This window comes from Streptacidiphilus sp. MAP12-16 (assembly GCF_041262165.1).
GTDB lineage: Bacteria > Actinomycetota > Actinomycetes > Streptomycetales > Streptomycetaceae > Streptacidiphilus.
This window is the reverse complement of the sequence record NZ_JBGCBY010000008.1, coordinates 288,895-311,636: the sequence shown is the minus strand read 5'-3', so window position 1 is coordinate 311,636 and position 22,742 is coordinate 288,895. Positions and strand designations below refer to the sequence as shown.

General features: G+C 73.2%; 15 protein-coding genes and 2 riboswitches. Of the genes, 10 read left to right on the top strand and 5 right to left on the bottom strand.

The features are described 5' to 3' along the window. Positions 1 to 351 precede the first annotated feature (351 nt). Together ABIA33_RS13560 and ABIA33_RS13555 are read left to right on the top strand one after the other, a co-directional pair. Positions 352 to 1,005: a phosphatidylserine decarboxylase gene (locus ABIA33_RS13560; RefSeq protein ID WP_370080888.1), complete on the top strand. Its 654-nt coding sequence runs from the start codon at positions 352 to 354 to the stop codon at positions 1,003 to 1,005. After that, entirely contained in the window at positions 992 to 1,867 is an 876-nt protein-coding gene (locus tag ABIA33_RS13555) for a phosphatidylcholine/phosphatidylserine synthase (protein WP_370080886.1), read from the top strand. Before ABIA33_RS13560 ends, ABIA33_RS13555 begins: the two co-directional genes overlap by 14 nt. 120 nt (positions 1,868 to 1,987) lie before the next feature. On the opposite strand, the gene ABIA33_RS13550 is transcribed toward ABIA33_RS13555, so the two are convergent. From ABIA33_RS13550 to ABIA33_RS13530, 5 genes are all read right to left on the bottom strand, one after another. Then, positions 1,988 to 2,479 carry a MarR family winged helix-turn-helix transcriptional regulator gene (locus ABIA33_RS13550; protein ID WP_370080884.1) on the bottom strand — a complete coding sequence of 164 codons (492 nt, stop codon included), beginning with the start codon at positions 2,477 to 2,479 and terminating at the stop codon, positions 1,988 to 1,990. A gap of 293 nt (positions 2,480 to 2,772) precedes the next feature. Continuing rightward, a complete protein-coding gene (locus tag ABIA33_RS13545; protein ID WP_370080881.1) occupies positions 2,773 to 5,427 on the bottom strand; it encodes a glycosyl hydrolase in 2,655 nt (884 codons plus the stop codon). Between the two features lie 161 nt (positions 5,428 to 5,588). After that, a complete protein-coding gene (locus ABIA33_RS13540; RefSeq protein ID WP_370080967.1) occupies positions 5,589 to 6,713 on the bottom strand; it encodes a lactate 2-monooxygenase in 1,125 nt (374 codons plus the stop codon). A 149-nt stretch (positions 6,714 to 6,862) separates the two neighbouring features. Next, the gene (locus ABIA33_RS13535) at positions 6,863 to 8,317 is read right to left on the bottom strand and encodes a hypothetical protein (RefSeq protein ID WP_370080879.1); all 1,455 of its coding nucleotides are present in this window, start codon (positions 8,315 to 8,317) and stop codon (positions 6,863 to 6,865) included. 198 nt (positions 8,318 to 8,515) lie between these two features. Further along, the gene (locus ABIA33_RS13530; RefSeq protein ID WP_370080877.1) at positions 8,516 to 9,607 is read right to left on the bottom strand and encodes an alpha/beta hydrolase family protein; all 1,092 of its coding nucleotides are present in this window, start codon (positions 9,605 to 9,607) and stop codon (positions 8,516 to 8,518) included. A 370-nt stretch (positions 9,608 to 9,977) separates the two neighbouring features. Between ABIA33_RS13530 and ABIA33_RS13525 the strand changes: the two genes are divergently transcribed. The 8 genes from ABIA33_RS13525 to ABIA33_RS13490 all read left to right on the top strand — a co-directional run bounded on the left by ABIA33_RS13525 (position 9,978) and on the right by ABIA33_RS13490 (position 22,550). After that, positions 9,978 to 11,342: an NAD(P)/FAD-dependent oxidoreductase gene (locus ABIA33_RS13525; RefSeq protein WP_370080965.1), complete on the top strand. Its 1,365-nt coding sequence runs from the start codon at positions 9,978 to 9,980 to the stop codon at positions 11,340 to 11,342. A 142-nt stretch (positions 11,343 to 11,484) separates the two neighbouring features. Continuing rightward, a complete protein-coding gene (locus ABIA33_RS13520; RefSeq protein WP_370080875.1) occupies positions 11,485 to 11,745 on the top strand; it encodes a hypothetical protein in 261 nt (86 codons plus the stop codon). A gap of 178 nt (positions 11,746 to 11,923) precedes the next feature. Then, positions 11,924 to 12,069: riboswitch (cobalamin riboswitch) on the top strand. Positions 12,070 to 12,191: 122 nt separating this feature from the next. Further along, positions 12,192 to 13,208, top strand: coding sequence for a cobalamin biosynthesis protein (locus tag ABIA33_RS13515; RefSeq protein ID WP_370080873.1), 1,017 nt, complete (start codon positions 12,192 to 12,194; stop codon positions 13,206 to 13,208). Further along, positions 13,205 to 14,725 (top strand): cobyric acid synthase, encoded by a 1,521-nt coding sequence (locus tag ABIA33_RS13510; protein WP_370080871.1) that lies wholly within the window; start codon positions 13,205 to 13,207, stop codon positions 14,723 to 14,725. The genes ABIA33_RS13515 and ABIA33_RS13510 overlap by 4 nt, the downstream gene beginning before the upstream one ends. 110 nt (positions 14,726 to 14,835) lie before the next feature. Beyond that, positions 14,836 to 18,471, top strand: a complete 3,636-nt coding sequence (gene cobN, locus ABIA33_RS13505) for a cobaltochelatase subunit CobN (RefSeq protein WP_370080963.1) — start codon at positions 14,836 to 14,838, stop codon at positions 18,469 to 18,471. 35 nt (positions 18,472 to 18,506) lie between these two features. Beyond that, complete coding sequence (locus tag ABIA33_RS13500; protein WP_370080961.1) at positions 18,507 to 20,498, top strand: putative cobaltochelatase; 1,992 nt, start codon at positions 18,507 to 18,509, stop codon at positions 20,496 to 20,498. Positions 20,499 to 20,500: 2 nt separating this feature from the next. Beyond that, entirely contained in the window at positions 20,501 to 21,097 is a 597-nt protein-coding gene (cobO, locus tag ABIA33_RS13495) for a cob(I)yrinic acid a,c-diamide adenosyltransferase (RefSeq protein WP_370080869.1), read from the top strand. A gap of 61 nt (positions 21,098 to 21,158) precedes the next feature. After that, positions 21,159 to 22,550: a cobyrinate a,c-diamide synthase gene (locus ABIA33_RS13490; protein WP_370080867.1), complete on the top strand. Its 1,392-nt coding sequence runs from the start codon at positions 21,159 to 21,161 to the stop codon at positions 22,548 to 22,550. Positions 22,551 to 22,642: 92 nt separating this feature from the next. Further along, a riboswitch (cobalamin riboswitch) is annotated at positions 22,643 to 22,737 on the top strand. Positions 22,738 to 22,742: the final 5 nt, after the last annotated feature.

Here is a 22,742-nt window from a genome sequence, read left to right as displayed (position 1 = left end):
CGCCCATCGGGTGGCGTGCATCCACCCCGGCGTGCACAGTCGTTCGAGCGCCCCTTGGACAGGCCCGCACGCCTGCTGACCACCCTTTGGAGATCCTGAGAGAGTTGTCACCGTTCCGCTGAAACGCTTGGCCCCAGGGGGTCAACAGGCCTACGTTCGTATACAGGGGCACGGTCCCCGGCCGATTTCCGGTTACCCGGAGGTTGCCCAGTCACCGCCCGCTGCCGATAGCATCCCCCCTGGACAGCTACGTCCCCGAACCCCTCGATCACGCGGCTCCCAGCGCGCGGTCACCCACGCCGGAACCCTCCGGCGTCAACCGTTCCCGGGCCCCCGCGACAAAGGTCTTCGATGCCCCTCAGTCCGTCCCAACGATCCACGAACCGTCCCCGCGTCACGCTGGCACGAGGCGCTTCGCCCTGGCTCGTCCCCACCGTTCTCACCGCTGCCGCCTGCACCGCCCTCACCCGGCGCAGCGGCGCGTGGGCCCTGGCGGCGGTCCCCGCCTCCGCGCTGAGCGCGGGGATGCTCTGGTTCTTCCGCGATCCGGAGCGCACCATCAGCGAGGGGCGGGTGATCTGTCCCGCTGACGGCGTGGTGCAGAGCATCGACGCCTGGCCGGACGGCCGCACCCGGGTCGCGGTCTTCATGAGCCCGCTCAACGTGCACGTCAACCGCGCACCGCTGGCCGGCACCGTGACCTCGGTCGAACACGTGCCCGGCGGCTTCGTGCCGGCCTTCAACAAGGACAGCGACCGCAACGAGCGGGTGGTGTGGCACTTCGACACTGAGCTCGGCGACGTCGAGATGGTGCAGATCGCCGGGGCCGTCGCGCGCCGCATCATCCCCTACGTGCCCGCGGGCACCAAGGTCGAGCAGGGCGAGCGGGTCGGACTGATCCGTTTCGGCTCGCGTGTCGACACCTACCTCCCGCAGGGAGTGGAGCCCGGTGTGGTGGTCGGGCAGCGGACCACGGCTGGGGTGACTCGCCTTGACCGTGACTGACCCGGAGACACTCCACGGGGCCGACGACTCCGACGACGCGGACGGGTCCGCCCGTCGGCTGCGCTGGGCGCGGGACCGGGAGCTGCGCGCCCCGCGGTCCCCGCAGCACCTGTCCACCGCGGACATGTTCACGCTGGGCAACGCCGTCTGCGGCTTCCTCGCGATCTACTGCACCACCACCGGCGTGCTGATCCCGCACATCACCGGAGTGGCCACGTCCGGTGACCGGCGCAGTGCCGCCACCGCTGTGACGCTGCTGCTGATCGGCTCGATGTTCGACCTTTTCGACGGCCTGGTGGCGCGCAAGCTGCGCAGTTCCGCGCTGGGCGCCGAGCTGGACAACCTCGCGGACCTGATCAGCTTCGGCATCGCCCCCGCGTACTTCGTCGTGGTCTGGGGCATGGTCGCCAACGGCGCGCACCAGAAGGTGTCCGCCGGGATCGCGATCATGGTGCTGCTCGCGGTGGTGCTCCGGCTCGCGCGCTTCTCCTGCACGACCATGCGCCCGGGCGTGTTCCAGGGCATGCCGTGCCCGATGGGCGCACTCACGGTGATCTCCATCGTGCTGCTCAACCCGCCCTTCGTCCCCGCGGTGATCGGCATCGTCGCGGTCGCGGCGCTGATGGTGAGCCGGGTCGAGTACCCCAAGCCGCACGGCGTCCTGGCCACGGCCACCCTGTGCTGGATCGTCGTCAGCATGGGCTGCCTGGCAGCCTGGGCGACCGGCCTGCCCGGCGGGCACACCCTGCTGCAGGTGGGGGCCAGCCTGCAGGTCACCCTGGCGCTGATGGCGCCGCTGATGGTGATCCGCCGCAAGGTCGGCGACGTACGCGCCCGGCGGGCGGAGTCCCGCACGAGCTGAGCGGCTCCCGCGCGAGGTACCAGCGCAGCCCCCGCGACCGGTCGGCGGTCACGGGGGCTGCGGCGTGTTCAGCGGGCGGGGCGCGGGGCTGACGGGCGTGTGGGCGGTGACGGCGCGGGGTCAGCCCAAGGGGGGCAGCGCCTCCAGGGCGTGGCGGCCGAGCTCGTCCAGCCCCTCCACCATGGCGGCGGCGCGGTCCGGCGGGAGCACCCCGAACACATGCCGCTCCAGCTCCACGACATGGCGGCGGGCGGCCTCGACGAGCTTGTCCGCACCGGCGTCCGTGAGGGTGACCACCTGGACCCGCTTGTCCTCGCGGGAGCGGTCCCGCCGCACCAGACCGGCTTCGATCATGCGGTCGATCAGCCGGGTCGCACCGCCGCTGGTCAGCACCAGCCGGCGGGAGAGATCGCCCATCGGCGCGCCCTCGGGCTTGGCGGCGAGCAGCAGCAGGACCTCGAACATGGCGTGGCTGAGTCCGCTCTCGCGCTCCATCACCGCGCCGAGCAGGCGCTCCAGGCGGCTCGCGGTGGTCAGCACCACGCCGAACGCCTGGATCCGGGCGTCGGCGACCGCCTCGGCGGCCGTGTCGATCCGCGGATGGTCGGTCATCCTCGGCCTCCCCTGTTCGGCCACGCCTTGCTCACGCAACACACCGTACCGTCCGCCACCGTACCCTCCGTCAAAGGGCGGTGCGCGACCGGAGAACAGGGGTTGTCCGCCGTCAACACCTGACCAATCAGGCTTGTTTCGGGATCTGTTCCGATCTGTTCCGGGCACTCCTGGAGGAATCCGAGGGACACGAGTGTGAACGCGTACGGCACGGGCTCCACCGGTCCGCTGTGGACCATGACGCTGTGGAGCCCGTGCCGCAACTCAGACCGACCGGTCTTGCGTGAGCCGACTCAGTGCTTGAGGTCGGCCAGCTCGATCGAGTAGATGCCGCGCCCGTGGGTGGCCGCGTAGAGCCGACCGTCGGGGCCGACGATGATCTGGTTGACCGCGACCGCCGGAAGCGAGGCGATCACCTTCCACCCGGTCTGGCCGGGAGCCCGGTACAGCGCGCCCAGGTCGGTGCCGAGGGCGAGGCCGCCACCGGGAGTGACGGCGAGCGAGTCCGCCGGGATGTCAGGCAGGTTGGTGGAGACGTCCGACCAGGTCACCCCGCCGTCGTGGCTCTCGTAGACATGGCCGATACCGGCCCCCGGGCCCTCGTTCCAGTGCCGGGAGAAGCCGTTGACGGCCAGGTAGACGTGGTTGGCATCGGCCGGGTCGACCTGCAGGTCGGAGAGGTAGCGGTTGGGCACGCCGCCGGTGGCCGGGAGGGTGATCTGGTGCCAGCCGGTGCCGTCCGCGTTGCCGACGGCGATGCCGCGGGTGAAGCCGACGCTGTTGCAGGGGCCGCACCAGGCCGCGTACACCTTGCCGCCCGAGGCCGCCAGGGCCGTCGCGACATGGCTCGCGACAGGGCCCGCGCCGAGGTCGTAGGCGCTGGTCCAGGCGCTGGAGCTGCGGATGCCGAAGCCCTGGGTCTGCACCCAGACGTGCTCCCCGCCCGCGACCCAGGTGCTGCTGTTCTTCAGGTCGGCGGTGAACGGCGCGATGAAGCGGGCGTTCGAGCTCGCGTTGTCCGGCGGCGGCACGTTGTAGGTGGTGGCTGCGCCGAGGCCGTTGTTGACCGCGCAGTTCTGGGTGACGTTGATCTCCAGGTACACGTACTCGGCGGCGGTGTTGCAGCCGTTGGCCGGGTCGGCCAGGGTCATCCCACCGTCGCCGCCGAAGTTGGAGCCCATGACGGTGTCCCGGTTGGGACTGCCCTGGCCGCGCAGGATCGACTGGCCGTTGTCCTGCAGGCCGCCGGTGACGATGACCCCGCCGTTGGTCAGGTCACGGCCGACGCCCACCGAGTAGTACTGCAGGGCGTCGATGCTGCCGTCGTTGAGCGAGGTCCAGTCGGTGGCATGGCCGGAGGCGTCGGCGCTGCCGTTCACCGGACGCCGGTAGACGCCGCCGTCGTTGCCGACGTAGAGCACGGTCGTGCCGTGGTAGCTGCCGACCGCGACGGCGTGCTGGTCCGAGTGCGTGGTCTGGGAGCAGGTACCGGTCTGCTTGGTCGGGTCCGGGCTCCAGCAGGGGAAGGTGAAGTTCCAGTACGGGCCGGGGGTGGTCCAGTTGGCGCCGCCGTCCTTGGTCTCGTAGACCTCCTCCAGGCCCGCGTAGAGGTGGTCCGCGTTGTTCGGGTCCACCTGCAGGAACTGGTTGTACCAGGACTGGCCACCAGGAGGACTCTCGGCCGAACCGGAGGCGGCCAGCTTGGCGGCGTCGGCGATCCGGGTCCACGGGCCGAACGGCGAACCGCTCTTGGAGACGAAGATCCCCGACAGGGGCGCGGTCCCGGAGTTGAGCCCGACCGGGGACTCGTCGATGGCGTAGTAGCGCGAGCCGTCGGCGGAACGTGCGAAGGTCACCGCGCCCACATTGGCCGCGTCGGCGGGCAGGTCGCCCAGCGAGGTGAGGCGCTGCCAGCTGCCGCCCGTCTTCGTGTAGAAGCCGTTGTAGCTGTCGCCCGAGCGCCAGCCCGCGGCCAGCACCATCTTCGACGGGTTCGCCGGGTCGAAGGCGATGTCGCTGACGATGTTCTTGTACGCGGCGCTGGGGTCGCTCGCCAACGAACCGCCGGTCAGGTAGGCCGGGTTGGGGGCGAACTCCAGCTTCCAGGGGCCGTCGAGGTGCTTGCTGGAGTGCGACCACAGGCCGCTGCTGGTCGCCGCGTACACGGTGTCGCCGCTGAAGCGCAGCTCGTGGATGGTGGTGTTCTCCAGCTCGGCGCCGCCGACCCGGTCACGGGAGTAGAAGCTGTCATGCTCGGGATGCGTCAACACGTAGACGCCGTCGCCGAGATAGGCGTCGGCGTTGGTGGTCGCCTCTCCGGTGCCCAGCCAGAGCCGGTGCTGGGCGTCCAGCGCCAGTGCGCCGGTGGACTGGGACGGCAGTTGGTTGCTGATGGGCGTCCACGCGCCGCCGCCGGTACTGGAGCGCCACACGCCGCCGCCGGCACTGCCCACGTAGACGTGCCCCAGGTCGTCGGCCGCGAGCGCCGCCGTGCGGCCGGTCACCAGGCCCGAGCCGCCGCTGGAGTTGGAGTCGTAGTCGCGGTAGCGCGGGTCATCGGAGTTGTAGGGGAGGTTGGTGACCTGCCGCCAGTTCCCGCCGGTCTCCGGCAGGGCCTTCAGCTGGTTCCAGGCCGCGCCGTACGCGCCGGGGAGGATCGATCCCGGTGACGTCCTGGCCTCGGCCCACTGGGCCGCGCCCTCGGCTATCAGGCCGGCTTCGCCGCCCCCGCTGTCACCGCCGCCCGCCGCGTTGGCTGCGGCGTGCAGGCTGCTGGATGTGCCGCCGGATATGCGGTGTTCCGCGGCTGCCTTGGCGGCGCCGGGGGCGAACAGGTTGCGGCCCCCGTTCGGGCCGGGGGCCGCCTGTGCCTGCGAGGCCGCGAGGAACCCTGCGGCGGCGAGGGCCACGACCGTGAGCCCGCGCCGCTTTCGAAGTGCTGTGGTCAACAGTTGCTCCCCAAGTGATGGATGACACCGGATCGTCCTGCTGTGCTGATGTGCCCATGCGCACAGAGACTTGACCACACTCGGGGTGGTGGCAGCGAGAGCCGTGGTGCCACCTTTGCCAAACCGTTGTCACAAGGCCTTGAGGTCAGCTTGACAAATCGTCAAAAATGCCCGTCCGCGGACAGGGAGTCCGGCGTCAGCTGGTCCGGCCGCGCATATCCGGCCAGGGCCAGCGTCAGGTCGAACTCCGCCAGCAGCGCGCGGATCACCCACTCCACGCCCGACTGGCCGTCGAGTCCGAGGCCGTAGGCGTAGGGCCGCCCCAGCAGCACCGCTTTCGCGCCCAGCGCCAGCGCCTTGAACACGTCGTCGCCGGTCCTGATGCCGCTGTCGAAGAGCACGGTCAGCCGTTCCCCCACGGCTGCGACGACACCGGGCAGCGCGTCCAGCGCGCCGACGGCGCCGGCGACCTGGCGGCCGCCGTGGTTGGAGACCACCACGCCGTCCATGCCGGCGTCCGCCGCGCGGCGGGCGTCGTCGGGGTGCTGGATGCCCTTGAGCACGATCGGGCCGTCCCAGTGCTCGCGCAGCCAGGGCAGGTCGGCCCAGGTCTTGGCGGGGTCGGCGAACATCGACACGAAGTGCAGCACGGCCGCGTTCGGGTCCTCCTGGACCGGCCGGGCGAGGCCCGCCTGGAAGGCCGGGTCGGAGAAGTAGTTGGCGGTGCCCACCCCGTGCAGGAAGGGCAGGTACGCCTGGTCGAGGTCACGCGGACGCCAGGCCAGCAGGGGGGTGTCCAGGGTGACCAGCAGCACCGTGCAGCCGGCCTTCTTCGCCCGGTCGAGGAAGCTCGCCGCCACCGCCCGGTCCTTGGACCAGTACAGCTGGAACCAGCGCTCTCCGTCGCCCATCGCCTCGGTGACCTGCTCCATCGGCGTGCTCGACGCCGAGGAGAGGACGAAGGGGACACCCTGGGCCGCGGCTGCCCTGGCCGCGGCGATCTCACCCTCCGGGTGCAGGATCGACAGCACCCCGACGGGCGCGAGAGCGAGGGGCGCGGGCAGCCGGCGGCCGAGGACGTCCACCGACAGATCCCGTTCGTGCACGTCGCGCAGCATCCGGGGGACGATCCGCCGGCGGTCGAGCGCCGCGCGGTTGGCACGCTCGGTACTGCCGTTGCCCGCACTTCCGGCGACGTAGCCGACCGGGCCGGGACCGAGGCGCCGGGTGGCCAGGGCCTCCAACTGGGAGAGGTCCGTGGGCATCCGGGGCACCGCCCCGGTCATCCCGTTGAGGTAGATCTCGTACTGGAACGCCGCCCAGTCCCGGTGTGCACTCACGTGTTGCCCCTCGCGGCCCGCGTCGCTGCTGCTGACGCGCGCCATCCTGCCCCAGGCCGGGTCCCCGGGGGAACGGGGCGCGACGCGGCGGTGCTTCAGCGCCCGCCGTCGTGGACGCTGAAGGCGCTGCGGCGGGCGGCGCGGGCGACGCCCGGGTCGGGATGGGCGGAGGCGACGGCGGCGAGGACCTGGCCGGCCCGGGGGTGGCCGATCCGCCGGGCGAGGGCGAACAGGCGGATCGGGTCCCCGTCGGCCGCGCCCTGCACGTGGCGGATCAGCATCGCCGTGTCGCCGTGCTCCAATACGGCGGCGCCGGTGTCGACCCACAACCAGGCGGCGTCGTCCTGACCCAGCACGTCGGACGGCAGCACGCCCTCGTCGTTCTGCTCCGCGAGCCACAGCAGCGCGTACGGGCGCAGCAGCGGCTCCTCGGCGCAGTCCCGGACGGCGGGCTCGGCGGGATGCCCGGCGACCCGCAGGGCCTCGAAGGCCAGGCCGCGGAGCAGGGGGTCCTCCCCCCGGGCGACGTCGAGCAGGTCGGTGACGGCACGGTCGGTCTGACGGGCCGCCAGCCAGGCCCGGTACTCGGCCCGGGCCGGGCCGGGGGAGTAGCCGGCGCAGGCGGTGAGCAGTTCCAGGGCGGACTGCTCGATGTGCCCGGCGGCGGTCTGCGCGACGGTGCAGATCTCCTCGAGCTTGGCGCGGACCGCCCAGTGGCCGAGCGGGGTGAGCTCGGCGCAGACCTCCACCTCGGGGCCGAAGCCGGGACCGACGTCGCAGCCGACGCCCGGGCCGTCCTCGCGGCGGACCAGCGCGCCAACGGCGGTGAAGCCGTCGAGCATCCATTCGAGCACCTCGGCGACCTCGGCGGTGCCCGGGGTGAGGGTGAGCGCGAGCGCGCTGTCGCCGCGCACGGCGGAGACGGCCCAGGCCGCGTGCCGCACGGGGGCGCCGAGGGCGGGGTGCACTCCCCCGTGCCACTGCTCCTCCAGGCCGCGCCTCAGCAGTTCGAGGAGCTCGGTGAGCGGAACGGGGCCGTCCACCAGGTGCAGGAAAGAGAGCAGTTGCGGGGCGTGGTCGACGGCGAGCCCGGCCAGCGAGGTGAGGGCGCGGTCGGGCACCGGTACGAGCAGCGTCCAGGCGTCGAACAGCGCCGCCCAGCCGCGCAGCACGGCCTCGTCGTCGTGCTCCCAGGCGTGCAGCCGCCAGCCCGGGCCCGCGCCGCTGCCCCGCAGCTCGACCAGCCCGGCGAGACGGGCGCGCTCCCAGGCGGCGATGGCCGCGGCGGGTGTCAGGGCGAGGGCGTGGCCCGCGTCGCGGACGTCGTCGTCGAGGAGGTCCCCGCGCCGGTCGACGTTGGGGAGTTCCCCGGCCCAGCGCGCGACGCGCACCGCGTCGGCCAGCAGTCGCCGCGCGAGCGGGGATAGTTGGGCAGGTCCTGGCAGCCCCGCGGGGGGCGTACGGCGGGCCTGGGCGCCGGAACGCGGTGGGCCGCCGGGAGCGGCTGCGCGCGGCTGCTGCGGGGCTGCAGCCGAAGGCAGTCGGGTCACCCGGGCGGGCGCACCCTGCAGTCGGCCCTCACGGTCAGGGCGGTCGGCACGGTCGGGTCGGCCAGAAATCTCGGATCGGCCAGTACGGTCACGCGAATTCCGGGACGTCACGCCGTGCAGTCTTCCCCGTCCGCAGGGCAGTTGTCACATCCTCAGGCCCGGCGGCGTCCGCCAGGTCCCGGATTGGTGACGGATGGGTCACAGGAGGGGGGTGAGGAACCTGCGCAGGGTCTCCTCGTAGCGATGCGAATCGGCGTTCCACAGGGCCTCGTGCTCGGCGTCGGTGAACTCCTCGTAGAGCACGAGATCGTCCCGGCGCCGGGCGAGCCGGCGGGAGGGGCCGACGGGGGCGACGGTGTCGTCGACGCTGTGCAGGAGCAGCACCGGGACGTCGATGCCGTCCCCGAGAGCGAGCCGGTCGATGAGGGCCGGGTCCACGCCCGCGCGGCCCTCCGCGGCGCGCGCACCCAGTTCAGCGAGGGCGTTCGGGACGCCGCGCCGGGTGGCCTGGCGGCGGACCGTCTCGTTCCAGTCGAGCACCGGCGAGTCGAGCACCATGCCCCGGACGACCTCGCGCCAGGAGGAGCGGACCGCCGCCTGCAGCACCATGGTCGCGCCGATGGACCAGCCGTAGAGCAGCACCCGCTGTCCGCCGCTGTCCACGACCAGCCGGATCGCGGCCTCCACGTCGCGCCACTCGGTCTCGCCGAAGTGGCCGATGCCGTCCGGCGAGCGGGGGGCGCCCTCGTCGTTGCGGTAGGTCACCGCGAGGACCGGGACCTTGAGCCGGTCGAAGAGCGGCAGCAGCGGGAGGACCTGCTCGCGGTCGGCGCCGAAGCCGTGGACGGCGATCACGCAGAGGTCGCGCACGCCCGGGAGGTACCAGGCGGGCATCGGGCCCAGCTCGCCGCGCACATGGGTTTCGGTGAAGTCCAGACCGAGGGCGGTCTTCGGGTCGCCGACGTACACGTGGGGAGTGATCCGGACGGTGGTGCCGACGGCGAGGGTTCCGCTGCGCGCACTCTCCAGACGGCGGACGACCGTCTGCGCGGTCGTACTCAGCACCTCGCCGACGACTGCGTGCCCGCCGCTCCACTCGAGGCCGTAGCGGCCCGGACGCTGGGTCTCCCAGGAACGGGTCAGCTCGATCTGCCCGGCAGCCGTGGAGTGGATGCGCAGGCCACCCGCGGCCGCCGGCGGGGCGCCACGGGGCCGGAGCGAGAAGTCCGAGACCACGCGGCCGGCCACCAGCGCGACGGCGCCGGCGCCGACGACCGAGGCTGTGGCCACAATCGCTGCCCTTCCCCAACGCATGTCGCTCCCCACGGTCGATCCCACACAGCGGCCTCTACCACAGCGGCCTCTACCCGCTTCTCACCCATCCCAGTACTGCGCGGTACTCCCCGCCACCGGTAGGCCGCCATCCGACGGAGTGTCCGACTCCGGGCTCCGGGCCTGACAGAGTGCGCGTTGCCGCTGGTCGCGAGCCTGGGTAGCGTGCCCGGCACCTGAGCAAGCACGCTCCCCGTCCCGGAAGCAGGTCCCCGTGGGCACGTCCGCCACGTCCTCCACGTCCCCCACTCCCGCCACGCCGTCGGCATCCGGCACGCCCGGCACGCCCGGCACTGCCAACGGCGGGGTCTCGTTCTGGTACTCGGCTATCGGGCTCCCCTCGCCACGCCGACCTCTCGACGGTTCGGCGGAGGCCGACGTATGCGTGGTCGGCGGCGGCTACACCGGCCTGTGGACCGCGTACTACTTGAAGAAGGCCGACCCGAGCCTCCGCGTCACCGTGCTGGAGCAGCGCTTCTGCGGGTACGGCGCATCCGGCCGCAACGGCGGCTGGCTCTACAACGGCTTCGCCGGACGCGGCGTCTTCGCCCGCACCTACGGCAAGGCGCGCGCGATCGCCATGCAGCAGGCCATGGACGGCGCGGTGGACGAGGTCATCGGGGTCTGCGCGGCCGAGGGCATCGACGCGGACGTGGTGAAGGGTGGCGTGCTCGAGGTCGCCAGGACCCCGGCCCAACTCTCCCGGCTGAAGGCCTACGTCGAGGAGGAGCACTCCTTCGGCGAGACCGAGCAGCAGCTGCTCGGCGCGGCCGAGGCCGCGCAGCGGATCAACGTCTCGGGTGCGCTGGGCGGCAGCTGGACGCCGCACGGCGCGCGGATCCAGCCCGCGAAGCTGGTCGTGGGGCTGGCCCGGGTGGTCGAGTCGATGGGTGTCGAGATCTACGAGGGCACGCCCGTCACCGAGATCCTCCCGGCCGGTGACGGACGCCCCGCGCGGGCGGTCACGGCCCGGGGCACGGTGTCGGCGCGCTTCGTGCTGCGGGCCACCGAGGGCTTCACCTCGGCACTGCGCGGCGAGCGGCGGTCCTGGCTGCCGATGAACTCCTCGATGGTCGTCACCGAGCCGCTGCCCGCGTCGTTCTGGGAGGCGGCGGGCTGGTCGGGCCGGGAGACCCTGGGTGACCTGGCACACGCGTACATGTACGCGCAGCGGACCGCCGACGACCGGATCGCGCTGGGTGGGCGCGGCGTGCCGTACCGCTTCGGCTCGCGGACCGACACCGACGGGGTGACGGCGCAGCGGACCATCGACCAGTTGCGGAACATCCTGGTCGACTTCTTCCCGGCAGCGCGCGACGCCCGGATCGACCATGCCTGGTCGGGCGTTCTCGGCGTGCCCCGGGACTGGTGTTCGACAGTGGAGCTCGACCGGGCCTCGGGCCTCGGCTGGGCGGGCGGTTACGTCGGCAGCGGCGTGACCACGACCAACCTGGCCGCGCGCACTCTGCGTGACCTGGTGCTGCGGGAGCTGGGTTCGGGCGGCGAGACGAGTCTCACGGCGCTGCCGTGGGTGGGCCACCAGGTCCGCCGCTGGGAGCCGGAACCGCTGCGCTGGATCGGTGTACACGCCATGTACGCCGCCTACCACACGGCGGACCGCCAGGAGCGCGGAGGCAGGGCCACCACCTCGCCGATCGCCCGCGTGGCGGACGTGGTTTCGGGGCGCCACTGACCGCGCCACTGACCCTTGCCGCACGCGTGTGCAGGCAGCGGGAGTAGGCAGGGCGGCCTCGAGATGCGGAACGCCGGGCGGTGGCAGACGCTTGAGTGCGGGGGGACCGGAAGACCGCAGCACTCAACTCCTTGGGGTGCCCATGTCTGTCCTTCTGTGCCTGCTCATCGCTCCGCTGGGTCTTGTAGTGATCTTGGGAATGTCCTGGCTCGAGGACCATGTGCTCCGCCCGCCGACCAGCCCGGGCGAGCAGGTCGTGCAGAGCCAGATGCTGCAGCGTCAGGGACCGCAGGGCCAGTCCGGGCCGGGGCCGGTCGTCAAGGGCACCGTGGAGCTGCTGCGCATCGTGCGTCCGCAGCAGTCGCCGCCGCCGACCGCGAAGGGCGGGGACCACGCGGCGTGAGCGCCCCGCCCTCCCTGGAGCCGGCCGGTCTTCCGCCGGCCGGCCCACCCGTGGCCGGTCTTCCGGCCGGTCCACCGGTGGCGGGGCGACCTGCGGAGATGTGACCGAGTCCGTCGGGGTCCGTGTTGACGGTCGGTCGGGCGGCGTGGTGGGATCGCAAGGCCAAACGGAGGCACGGAGAGGAAGCCGGTGACAGGGGAGACCCTCAGTCCGGCGCGGTCCCGCCACTGTCACCGGGGAGCGCTCTCGAACGACGGCCACGGCGGCGGGTGACACCGCTGCGGGAAGGCCCGGGAGCGTGTCGATCCGGAAGCCAGGAGACTCTCGCCCCCGGTTCGTCGATCCAGGGCGCGGACCCTGAGTGAGGACATCCACGCCATGCGCGCTGCCCTGCCGCCGCCGTCTCCCGCTGTCCACGTCCCCGCGCAGCCGCCCCACTGACCGCCGTGCGTGCGACCGCAGCACGTGCGACCGCCCCGGGTACGGCGGTCGCTCTGGGCCTCGCCGCCGGATACGCGGCCGACACCGCCTTCGGCGATCCCCGGCGCGGACACCCCGTGGCCGGGTTCGGACGCGCCGCCGGAGTGCTGGAACGGCGGCTGTGGCGGGACCGGAGGGACGCCGGCGCGCTCTTCACGGCCGTCTGCGTGGGCGCGGTGGCGGGTGCCGCGGTCTGCACCGGGCGGGCGCTGGGCGGGAGGCGTGCCGGACAGGTGCTCCTGGCCGGGGCGGCGAGCTGGACTGTGCTGGGGGGCGCATCGCTTGTCCGGGAGGCGCGCACGATCGGCGGCGCGCTGCAGGCCGGGGACCTCACGGCGGCGCGGGAGCGACTTCCGCACCTCTGCGGGCGGGACCCGCGCGAGCTGACGGAGCAGCAGGTCGCCCGGGCGGTGGTCGAGTCCGTCGCGGAGAACACCGCGGACGCGGTCGTGAACGCGCTGGTGTGGGGCGCGGTGGCGGGCACACCGGGGCTGCTGGCGTTCCGGGCCGTGAACACCCTGGACGCCATGGTGGGGCACCGCTCGGCGCGGTACCTGCGGTTCGGGTGGGCCTCGGCGCGACTGGACGACGTGGCGGGCTGGCCCGGGGCGCGGCTGACCGCGCTGCTGGCGGTGGCCGCCGCAGAGCCGGAGCGGCGCGCGGACGCCTGGCGGGTGTGGCGGCGTGACGCCTCCAGTCATCCCAGCCCCAACGCCGGCCAGGCCGAGGCGGCGTTCGCGGGCGCCCTGGGCGTACGGCTGGGGGGGACGCTCCGCTACGGAGAGAAATGGGAGCACCGGGCGGTGCTGGGAGCGGAACTGCGGCCGGTCGAGGTCGCGGACATCGAACGGGCCTGCGTGCTGTCGCGGCGGGTCGGCCTGCTGGCAGTCCTGGTCACAGCCGTGGCAGGGCTGGCGCGGAACTTGGCTCGGAACTTGGCGCGGAACCTGACGGGGAGTCCGACGAGGAGGGGGAAGCGATGAAGGGTGCGCTGCTGGTCGCGGGGACGACCTCCGACGCCGGAAAGAGCGTGGTCACGGCCGGGATCTGCCGCTGGCTGCTCCGGCAGGGGGTGAAGGTCGCTCCGTTCAAGGCGCAGAACATGTCGCTCAACTCCTTCGTCACCGCTGACGGCGCCGAGATCGGCCGCGCGCAGGCCATGCAGGCCGCGGCGGCCGGGATCGAACCCGAGGCCGCGATGAACCCGGTGCTGCTCAAGCCCGGCGCCGACGGGCGCAGCCAGGTCGTGGTGCTGGGCCGACCGGTCGCCGAGGTGGGCGCACTGGACTACCGCGAGCGCAAGCCCGCGTTGCTGCGGATCGCCCTGGACTGCCTGGCCGACCTGCGCGACCGCTACGACGTGGTGGTGTGCGAGGGCGCGGGCTCCCCCGCCGAGATCAACCTGCGGGACCGTGACATCGCCAACATGGGCCTGGCCACGGCGGCCGGGCTGCCGGTGGTCGTGGTCGGCGACATCGACCGGGGCGGCGTGTTCGCCTCCATGTTCGGGACGCTGGCGCTGCTGTCCGCCGAGGACCAGCGGCACCTGGGCGGATGGATCGTCAACAAGTTCCGGGGCGACGTGAGGCTGCTGCAACCCGGCCTGGACATGCTGGAGTCGCTGACGCACCGTCCGTCGCTGGGCGTGCTGCCGATGCTGTCCGGGCTGTGGCTGGACGCGGAGGACTCGCTGGACCTGGCCGGTCTGGTCGACCGCGCGCCCACCGGCGGCGCGTACGGTAGCGAGGTGCTGCGGGTGTCGGTGGTGCGGCTGCCGCGCCTGTCCAACTTCACCGACATCGACGCGCTCGCGCAGGAGCCCGGAGTGCTGGTGCGCTGGGCGACCCGGCCGGAGGAGTTGGCGGACGCCGACCTGGTCGTCCTGCCGGGAACCCGCGCCACCATCGCGGACCTGGCCTGGCTGCGTGAGCGCGGCCTCGACACCGCGCTGGCCGAGCGCGCCTCGCACGGCCTGCCGGTGCTCGGCGTGTGCGGCGGCTACCAGATGCTGGGGCGGACCATCCTCGACGAGGTCGAGTCGCGGGCGGGCGCCGTCCCGGGGCTAGGACTGCTTCCGATACGGGTGGAGTTCGCGGCGGCGAAGACGCTGGCCCGGCCGGTCGGCCAGGCGTACGGGGAGACCGTCGCCGGATACGAGATCCATCACGGCGTGGCCACGGTCGAGGGCGGGGACGTGTTCATCTCCGATGACCGGGGGCGTGCTCTGGACGGCTGCCGGGCCGGGTCGGTGTGGGGTACGACCTGGCACGGTGCACTGGAGAACGACGGCTTCCGGCGGGCTTTCCTGCGCGAGGTCGCCGCGCTGGCCGGCCGCGACTTCACACCCGCGCCCGGCACCTGCTTCCCCGCGGCGCGGGAAGAGCGGCTGGAACGGCTGGGGGACCTGATCGAGGAGCACGCCGACACCGGCGCGCTGCTGCGGCTGATCGAGGGCGGCGTCCCCGACGGGCTGCCGTTCGTGCCACCGGGCGCGCCATGAGTCGCACACCGAGAGAACCACTTTCCGAAAGGGCAGACAGCGTGGAAACGCACCAGGCCGAGCATGACGAGTCGTCCCGCCAGGCGGGACAGGCGGCGACGGTGCTGCTGCTGTCCACCGCCGACACCGACCTGCTGGCCGCCCGCGCCTCGGGCGCGGCGTACCGGATCGGCAACCCCACCCGGGTCGACGCCGGCGAGGAACTGGGCGCGCTGCTCGACGGCGCGGACGTCGCCGTCGTCCGGCTGCTCGGCGGCCGGCGGGTCTGGGAGGACGGCCTCGCGGCGATCGCCGCCTCCGGGGTGCCGACGGTGCTGCTCGGCGGCGAGTCCGTGCCGGACGCCGAGCTGATGGGGATGTCCTCCGTCCCGGCGGGCGTGGTCGCCGAGTCGCTGGCCTACCTGGTCGAGGGCGGCAGTGCGAACCTGGCCGAGCTGGCGCGCTTCCTGTCCGACACGGTGCTGCTGACCGGCGAGGGCTTCGAGCCGCCGCAGCCGATGCCGCAGTACGGTCTGCGCGCCGGGCGCGCGTTCGTCGACGGCCGCCCCACTGTGGGCGTGCTGTTCTACCGGGCTCACGAGCTGTCCGGCAACACCGCCTTCGTCGACACGCTCTGCGACGCGGTCGAGGCCCGGGGCGCCAACGCGCTGCCGGTCTTCTGCGGCTCGCTGCGCGGCGCGGAGAGCGGCCTCTACGACCTGCTGGGGCGCTGCGACGCGGTGGTGGCGACGGTGCTTGCGTCCGGTGGGACGGTCGCCGCGGAGGCGTCCGCCGGGGGCGCGGAGGAGGCCTGGGACATCGGCGCGCTCGCCGAACTGGACGTCCCGGTGCTGCAGGGCCTGTGCCTGACCTCCAGCCGGGCCACCTGGGAGGCGTCGGACGCGGCGCTGTCCCCGATGGACGCCGCGATGCAGGTCGCCATCCCCGAGTTCGACGGCCGCCTGATCACCGTGCCCTTTTCGTTCAAGGAGCTGGGCCCGGACGGCATCCCGGTCTACGCCGCCGACCCGGAGCGGTCCGGACGGGTGGCCGGGATCGCGCTGCGCCATGCCGCGCTGAAGCACAAGCCCAACGCCGAGAAGAAGATCGCGATCGTCTTCACCGCCTACCCGACCAAGCACTCCCGGGTCGGCAACGCGGTGGGCCTGGACACCCCGGCTTCCGCGGTGCGCCTGCTCGACACACTGCGCGAGGCCGGCTACGGGGTGAGCGACTACCCCTCCGGCGGGGACGAACTGATCCACCGTCTGATCGCGGCCGGCGGCCACGACGTGGAGTGGCTGACCGAGGAGCAGTTGCGCGCCGCCCCCGCACGGGTGCCGCTGGCCGACTACCAGCGCTGGTTCGGCACGCTGGAGCCCGAGTTGCGCGAGGGCATCAGGCAGCACTGGGGCGAGCCGCCCGGCGGCCTCTACGTCGACGGCGACGACATCGTGCTCGCCGCACTGCAGTTCGGCCGGGTGATGCTGATGATCCAGCCGCCGCGCGGCTTCGGGGAGAACCCCATCGCGATCTACCACGACCCGGACCTGCCGCCCTCGCACCACTATCTGGCGGCGTACCGGTGGCTGGAGCAGTCCTGGGGCGCGGACGCGATCGTCCATCTCGGCAAGCACGGCACGATGGAGTGGCTGCCCGGCAAGGGCCTCGGCCTGTCGGCTGGCTGTGCGCCGGACGCCGTCCTCGGTGAACTGCCCCTGGTCTACCCCTTCATCGTCAACGATCCCGGCGAGGGCACCCAGGCCAAGCGGCGCGGGCACGCCACCGTCGTGGACCACCTGGTGCCGCCGATGGCGCGCGCCGACACCTACGGCGACCTGGCCAAGCTGGAGCAACTGCTCGACGAGTACGCCCTGGTCAAGGATCTGGACCCGGCGAAGGCCCCAGCGGTGCGGGCGCAGATCTGGACCTTGGTGAAGGCCGCCGAGCTGCACCACGACCTGCATGTCGACGATCAGCCCGACGAGGACGCGTTCGACGAGTTCGTGATGCACATCGACGGCTACCTGTGCGAGATCAAGGACGTGCAGATCCGCGACGGCCTGCACATCCTCGGCGGCGGCCCGGACGGCGAGGCCCGGGTCAACCTGGTGCTCGCGGTGCTGCGCTCGGCGCAGATCTGGGGCGGCAAGGCCGACGCGCTGCCGGGCCTGCGGGCGGCGCTGGCAGCCGAGTTCGGCCTGGTGGAGAAGGAGATGCTGGCCGAGCCGGGTGCGCCGGCGAGGATTCCGGCCGAGCTGACGGCGCTGGTGCCGGGTCCCGCGCGGAGCGCGTCGGACGCCGTGGACCTGCTGGAGCAGCTGTGCCGCAGGCTCGCCGAGGGCATGGAGCAGCGGGAGTGGGCGGCGTCCGCCGCAGCCCCGCTGGTGGTCGGGGTGTTGGGCCGTCAGAACGCGGATGCCGTCGCGGTGTTGGAGTTCGCGGCGGACGAGGTGGTGCCGCGGCTGGCCCGTACCACCGACGAGCTGACGCACATCCTGCGCGCGCTGCGCGGGGGTTACGTCCCGGCGGGCCCGTCCGGGTCGCCGACGCGCGGTCTGGTCAACGTGCTGCCGACGGGGCGGAACTTCTACTCCGTGGACCCGAAGGCCATCCCGTCCCGGCTGTCCTGGGAGGTCGGGCAGGCCCTGGCGGACTCGCTGATCGCCCGCTACCTCGCCGACACCGGGGCGTACCCGCGATCGGTGGGCCTGACGGTGTGGGGCACTTCGTGCATGCGCACCCAGGGGGACGACATCGCGGAGATCCTCTCCCTGCTCGGCTGCCGTCCGGTCTGGGACGACGCGTCCCGGCGGGTGACCGGCTTCGAGATCGTCCCGTTGGCCGAACTCGCGCGTCCGCGCGTCGATGTGACGGTCCGTATCTCCGGATTCTTCCGTGACGCGTTCCCGCATGTGGTGGCCCTGCTGGACGAGGCCGTGCAGCGGGTCGCCGAGCTGGACGAGCCCGAGGACCAGAACTACGTGCGGGCGCACGTCGAGCAGGACACGGCCGAGCACGGCGACCGCCGCCGGGCCACCGCCCGTATCTTCGGATCCAAACCCGGTGCCTACGGCGCCGGCCTGCTGCCGCTGATCGACGCCCGCAACTGGCGCTCCGACGCGGACCTCGCCGAGGTCTACGCGGTGTGGGGCGGCTACGCCTACGGCAGGGGCCTGGACGGGCGCGCCGCCCGCGGCGACATGGAGCAGGCTTTCCGCCGGATCTCGGTCGCCGCGAAGAACATCGACACCAGGGAACACGACCTGGTCGACGCCGACGACTACTTCCAGTACCACGGCGGCATGGTGGCCATGGTGCGCCATCTGACCGGCGCCTCCCCCGAGGCCTACGTCGGCGACAGCGCCACCCCCGACCAGGTCAAGACGCGGACGCTGGGCGAGGAGACGCACCGGGTGTTCCGCGCCCGCGTGGTCAACCCGCGCTGGATGGCCGCGATGCGGCGGCACGGCTACAAGGGCGCCTTCGAGATGGCCGCGACGGTGGACTACCTGTTCGGGTACGACGCCACGGCGGGAGTCGTGGACGACTGGATGTACGAGAAGCTCGCCAGCGAGTACGTGTTCAACCCCGAGAACCAGGAGTTCATGCGCCAGTCCAACCCCTGGGCGCTGCGCGGCATCACGGAGCGGCTGCTGGAGGCCGCCGACCGTCAGCTCTGGGCCGAGCCGGACCAGGACACCCTGGACCAGCTCCGGGCCACCTACCTCGAACTCGAAGGCGACCTGGAAGGGGACGACAAGTGACCGACTCCCGCTACCCCTTCACCGCGATCGTGGGCATGGACGACCTGCGCCTCGCGTTGCTGCTCAACGCGGTGTCGCCGCAGGTCGGCGGCGTGCTGGTGCGCGGCGAGAAGGGGACCGCCAAGTCCACCATGGTGCGCGCACTGGCCGGATTGCTGCCCTCGCTCGCCGTGGTCGAGGGCTGCCGCTTCGCCTGCGACCCGGCCGCACCCGACACGCAGTGCCCGGACGGGCCGCACGCGGCGGCAGCCGTCGCGGCTGAGCGCCCGACCCGACTGGTGGAGCTGCCGGTCGGCGTGTCCGAGGACCGCATCGTCGGCTCGCTCGACCTGGAGCGGGCCCTCGCCGAGGGCGTCAAGGCGTACGAGCCGGGGCTGCTCGCCGCCGCCCACCGCGGGGTGCTCTACATCGACGAGGTCAACCTGCTCAACGACCACCTCGTGGACCTGCTGCTGGACGCCGCCGCGATGGGCCGCTCCTACGTGGAGCGGGAGGGCGTGTCCGTCCGGCACGCGGCGCGGTTCCTGCTGGTGGGCACGATGAACCCGGAGGAGGGCGAACTGCGCCCGCAGTTGCTCGACCGCTTCGGGCTGACCGTGGAGATCGCCGCGACCCGCGAGCCCGAGCAGCGCGCCGAGGTGGTCCGGCGGCGGCTGGCCTACGACGCCGACCCGGAGGGCTTCGCGGCGCGGTGGACCCGGGACGAGCAGGAGCTCGCGGCACGGATCGGCACCGCCAGGGAGGTGCTGCCGTCGGTCGTGCTCGGCGACGGTGCGCTGCGCCAGATCACGGCCGTGTGCGCGGCGTTCGAGGTGGACGGGCTGCGCGCGGACATCGTGATGGCGCGGACGGCCGTCGCCCTGGCGGCCTGGGCCGGGCGGACCGGCGTCATCGCCGAGGACGTGCGGACGGCGGCGCGGCTGGCGCTGCCACACCGGCGCCGGCGCAATCCGTTCGACGCGCCGGGTCTGGACGAGGAGAAGCTCGACGACACCCTGGAGCAGTCGGCCGGGCAGGAGCCGGAGCCCGAGGGGCCCGATGGACCCGAGGGACCCGACGACGACGGCAGCGGTCCTGACGGGCCGTCCGGCGGCGGCAAGGACGCGCCCACCGACGACGGCCCCAGCGGGGGCACGACCGAGGCCGAGGCCGACGCCGCGTCGAGCCGGGGCGGCATCCCCGCCCCCGCGCCCCCGCAGCCCGCCGCTCCGGCCGCCTCCCCCTACCGCACCCGGCTGCTCACCGTCCCCGGCACGGGAGAGGGCGCCAACGGCCGCCGCTCCCGCGCGCGCACCGACAGCGGCGGGCACACCATCCGCGCCGCCCGCCCGTCCGGGGCGCTGCAGCGGCTGCACCTGGCCGCGACGATCCAGGCCGCCGCTCCGCACCAGCTCGGGCGCGGACGGGACGGGCGGGCGCTGAAGCTCCGCCGGGACGACTTCCGCGAGCAGGTCAGGGAGGGCCGGGAGTCCAATCTCGTCCTCTTCGTGGTGGACGCCTCCGGCTCGATGGCGGCCCGGCAGCGGATGTCCGCCGTCAAGGGGGCCGTACTGTCGCTGCTGATGGACGCCTACCAGCGGCGCGACAAGGTCGGCATGGTCACCTTCCGGGGTTCCGGGGCCACCCTCGCGCTGCCGCCCACATCCTCGGTGGAGGTCGGCGCGGCGCGCCTGAAGCAGCTGCCGACCGGTGGCCGCACGCCCCTCGCCGCCGGGCTGCTGCGCGCGCACGAAACCCTGCGGCTGGAGCGGCTGCGCGACCCGCGCCGCCGTCCGCTGCTGGTCGTGGTCACAGACGGTCGGGCCACCGGCGGCTCGCAGGCCCTTCCGGACGCGCGCCGCGCGGCCGGACTGCTCGCCGCGCAGGGCACCGCAGCCGTGGTCGTGGACTGCGAGAGCGGCCCGGTCCGCCTCGGCCTGGCCGCCGAACTCGCGGTCCACCTCGGCGCGGAGGCCATCCGCCTGGACGAGCTCGCCGCCGACAGCGTCACCCGACTCGTGCACACCATCCAGAAGGAGGCCGCGTAACCATGCCGCAGGGACAGCCCACCACCGTTCCCGAGGACGGACTGACGACCCGTCAGCGTCGCACCCAGCCCGTGCTCGCCGTCCACACCGGCCCCGGCAAGGGCAAGTCCACGGCGGCCTTCGGGCTGGCCCTGCGGGCCTGGAACCAGGGCTGGCCGATCGGGGTGTTCCAGTTCGTCAAGTCCGCGAAGTGGAAGGTCGGCGAGGAGCACGCGCTGCGGGTGCTGGGCGCGAGCGGCGAGGGCGGCAGCGTGGCCTGGCACAAGATGGGCGAGGGTTGGTCCTGGGTCCAGCGCGACATCGCCGACAGCGAGGAGGCCGCCCGCGAGGGCTGGGAGCAGGTGAAGCGCGACCTGGCGGCGGAGACCTACCGGCTCTACGTCCTGGACGAGTTCACCTATCCGCTGCACTGGGGCTGGATCGACACCGACGAGGTCCTGGCCGCGCTCAAGGACCGTCCGGGCAGCCAGCATGTCGTGATCACCGGGCGCAACGCGCCGCAGGCACTGGTGGACGCGGCCGACCTGGTGACCGAGATGACCAAGGTCAAACACCCGATGGACGCCGGTCGCAAGGGCCAGCGCGGCATCGAGTGGTGAGCGGCGCGTCCTGCGGGTGAACACAGTGAGCTCCGCCGCCACCCTACGAAAGAATGATCCAGTGCAGCTCCCTCGACTCGTCCTCGCCGCACCGTCCTCCGGTAGCGGGAAGACGACCGTCGCCACCGGACTGATGGCGGCGCTGACCGGCCGGGGGCTCCGCGTGTCCCCGCACAAGGTCGGGCCCGACTACATCGACCCCGGCTACCACGCGCTGGCCACCGGGCGGCCCGGCCGGAACCTGGACGCGTTCCTGTGCGGGCCCGATCGGCTCGCGCCGCTGCTGCTGCACGGCGCGGCGGGGGCTGACGTCGCCGTGGTCGAGGGCGTGATGGGGATGTTCGACGGGGCGGCGGGGCGCGGGGAGTTCGCCTCCACGGCGCACGTCGCGAAGCTGCTGCGTGCGCCGGTCGTGCTGGTCGTCGACGCGTCCTCGCAGAGCCGGTCGGTGGCCGCGCTGGTGCACGGCTTCGCGTCCTGGGACCCGGAGGTGCGGCTCGGCGGGGTGATCCTCAACCGGGTCGCCTCCGACCGGCACGAGCAGTTGCTGCGGGAGGCTCTGGAGGAGGGCGGCGGGGTGCCCGTCCTGGGAGCGGTCCGCAGGAGCGCGGACGTGGTGACGCCCAGCCGGCACCTCGGCCTGATCCCCGCGGTCGAACGCGACGCCGAGGCGCTGCGCGCGGTCCGGGACATGGGCGAGCTGGTGCGCGCGGGCGTGGACCTGGACGCGCTGCTCACGCTCGCGCGCAGCGCTCCCCCACTGCCGGAGGAGCCCTGGGACGCGGAGGCCGAGATCGCCGCGCTCGGCGGACCCGCCAGCACCGGCAGGCCGGTGATCGCCCTCGCCTCAGGGCCGGCCTTCTCCTTCTCCTACGCCGAGAACGCCGAACTCCTCGCCGCCGCCGGGGCCGAGGTCGCGCCCTTCGACCCGCTGCGGGACGAGAAGCTGCCCGCCGGTACCTCGGCCCTCGTCGTCGGCGGCGGCTTTCCTGAGGTCTATGCGACGCAGTTGTCCGCCAACACCGCGCTCCGCGAGGCCGTCACCGCGCTCGCCGCCTCCGGCGCGCCGCTGGTCGCCGAGTGCGCCGGGTTGCTGTATCTGGCGCGCTCCCTGGACGGCCGTCCCATGTGCGGGGTCGTCGACGCCGACGCCCGCATGACGGAACGGCTGACCCTCGGCTACCGCGAGGCGGTGGCGCTCTCCGACAGCCCCCTCGCCGCCGCCGGGACCCGGCTCAACGGCCACGAGTTCCACCGCACCGTGTGCGAGCCCGGCAGTGGACCGAACCCCGCCTGGGGCTGGCGCGGCCCCGCCGGAGCCTCCCGCACGGAGGGCTTCACCACCGCCACGCTGCACGCCTCCTACCTGCACCTGCACTGGGCCGGCTCGCCGGGGCTCGCCCACCGCCTGGTGCGTCAGGCAGCCGCGCACGCAGCCCTGCACCCGGTCTGACGTGGGTCATCCCACATCGGCCGGGGTGCGGTGCCGGTTGACTGGCCCGTCGCGGGCGTGGTGGGATTTCACCGCCTGATACGGCGGCAATGATGAGGAAGTCCGGTGCGAATCCGGCGCGGTCCCGCCACTGTCACCGGGCGGCCCGCCCCTACAACGGACGGCGCCGTCCGCGAGCCAGGAACTCTGGCC

Coding starts and splice junctions, on each gene's coding strand:
- ABIA33_RS13560 (WP_370080888.1), top strand. CDS start 352: ATGCCCCTCAGTCCGTCCCAACGATCCACGAACCGTCCCCGCGTCACG.
- ABIA33_RS13550 (WP_370080884.1), bottom strand. CDS start 2,479: ATGACCGACCATCCGCGGATCGACACGGCCGCCGAGGCGGTCGCCGAC.
- ABIA33_RS13540 (WP_370080967.1), bottom strand. CDS start 6,713: ATGACCGGGGCGGTGCCCCGGATGCCCACGGACCTCTCCCAGTTGGAG.
- ABIA33_RS13520 (WP_370080875.1), top strand. CDS start 11,485: ATGTCTGTCCTTCTGTGCCTGCTCATCGCTCCGCTGGGTCTTGTAGTG.
- ABIA33_RS13510 (WP_370080871.1), top strand. CDS start 13,205: ATGAAGGGTGCGCTGCTGGTCGCGGGGACGACCTCCGACGCCGGAAAG.
- ABIA33_RS13500 (WP_370080961.1), top strand. CDS start 18,507: ATGGACGACCTGCGCCTCGCGTTGCTGCTCAACGCGGTGTCGCCGCAG.
- cobO (WP_370080869.1), top strand. CDS start 20,501: ATGCCGCAGGGACAGCCCACCACCGTTCCCGAGGACGGACTGACGACC.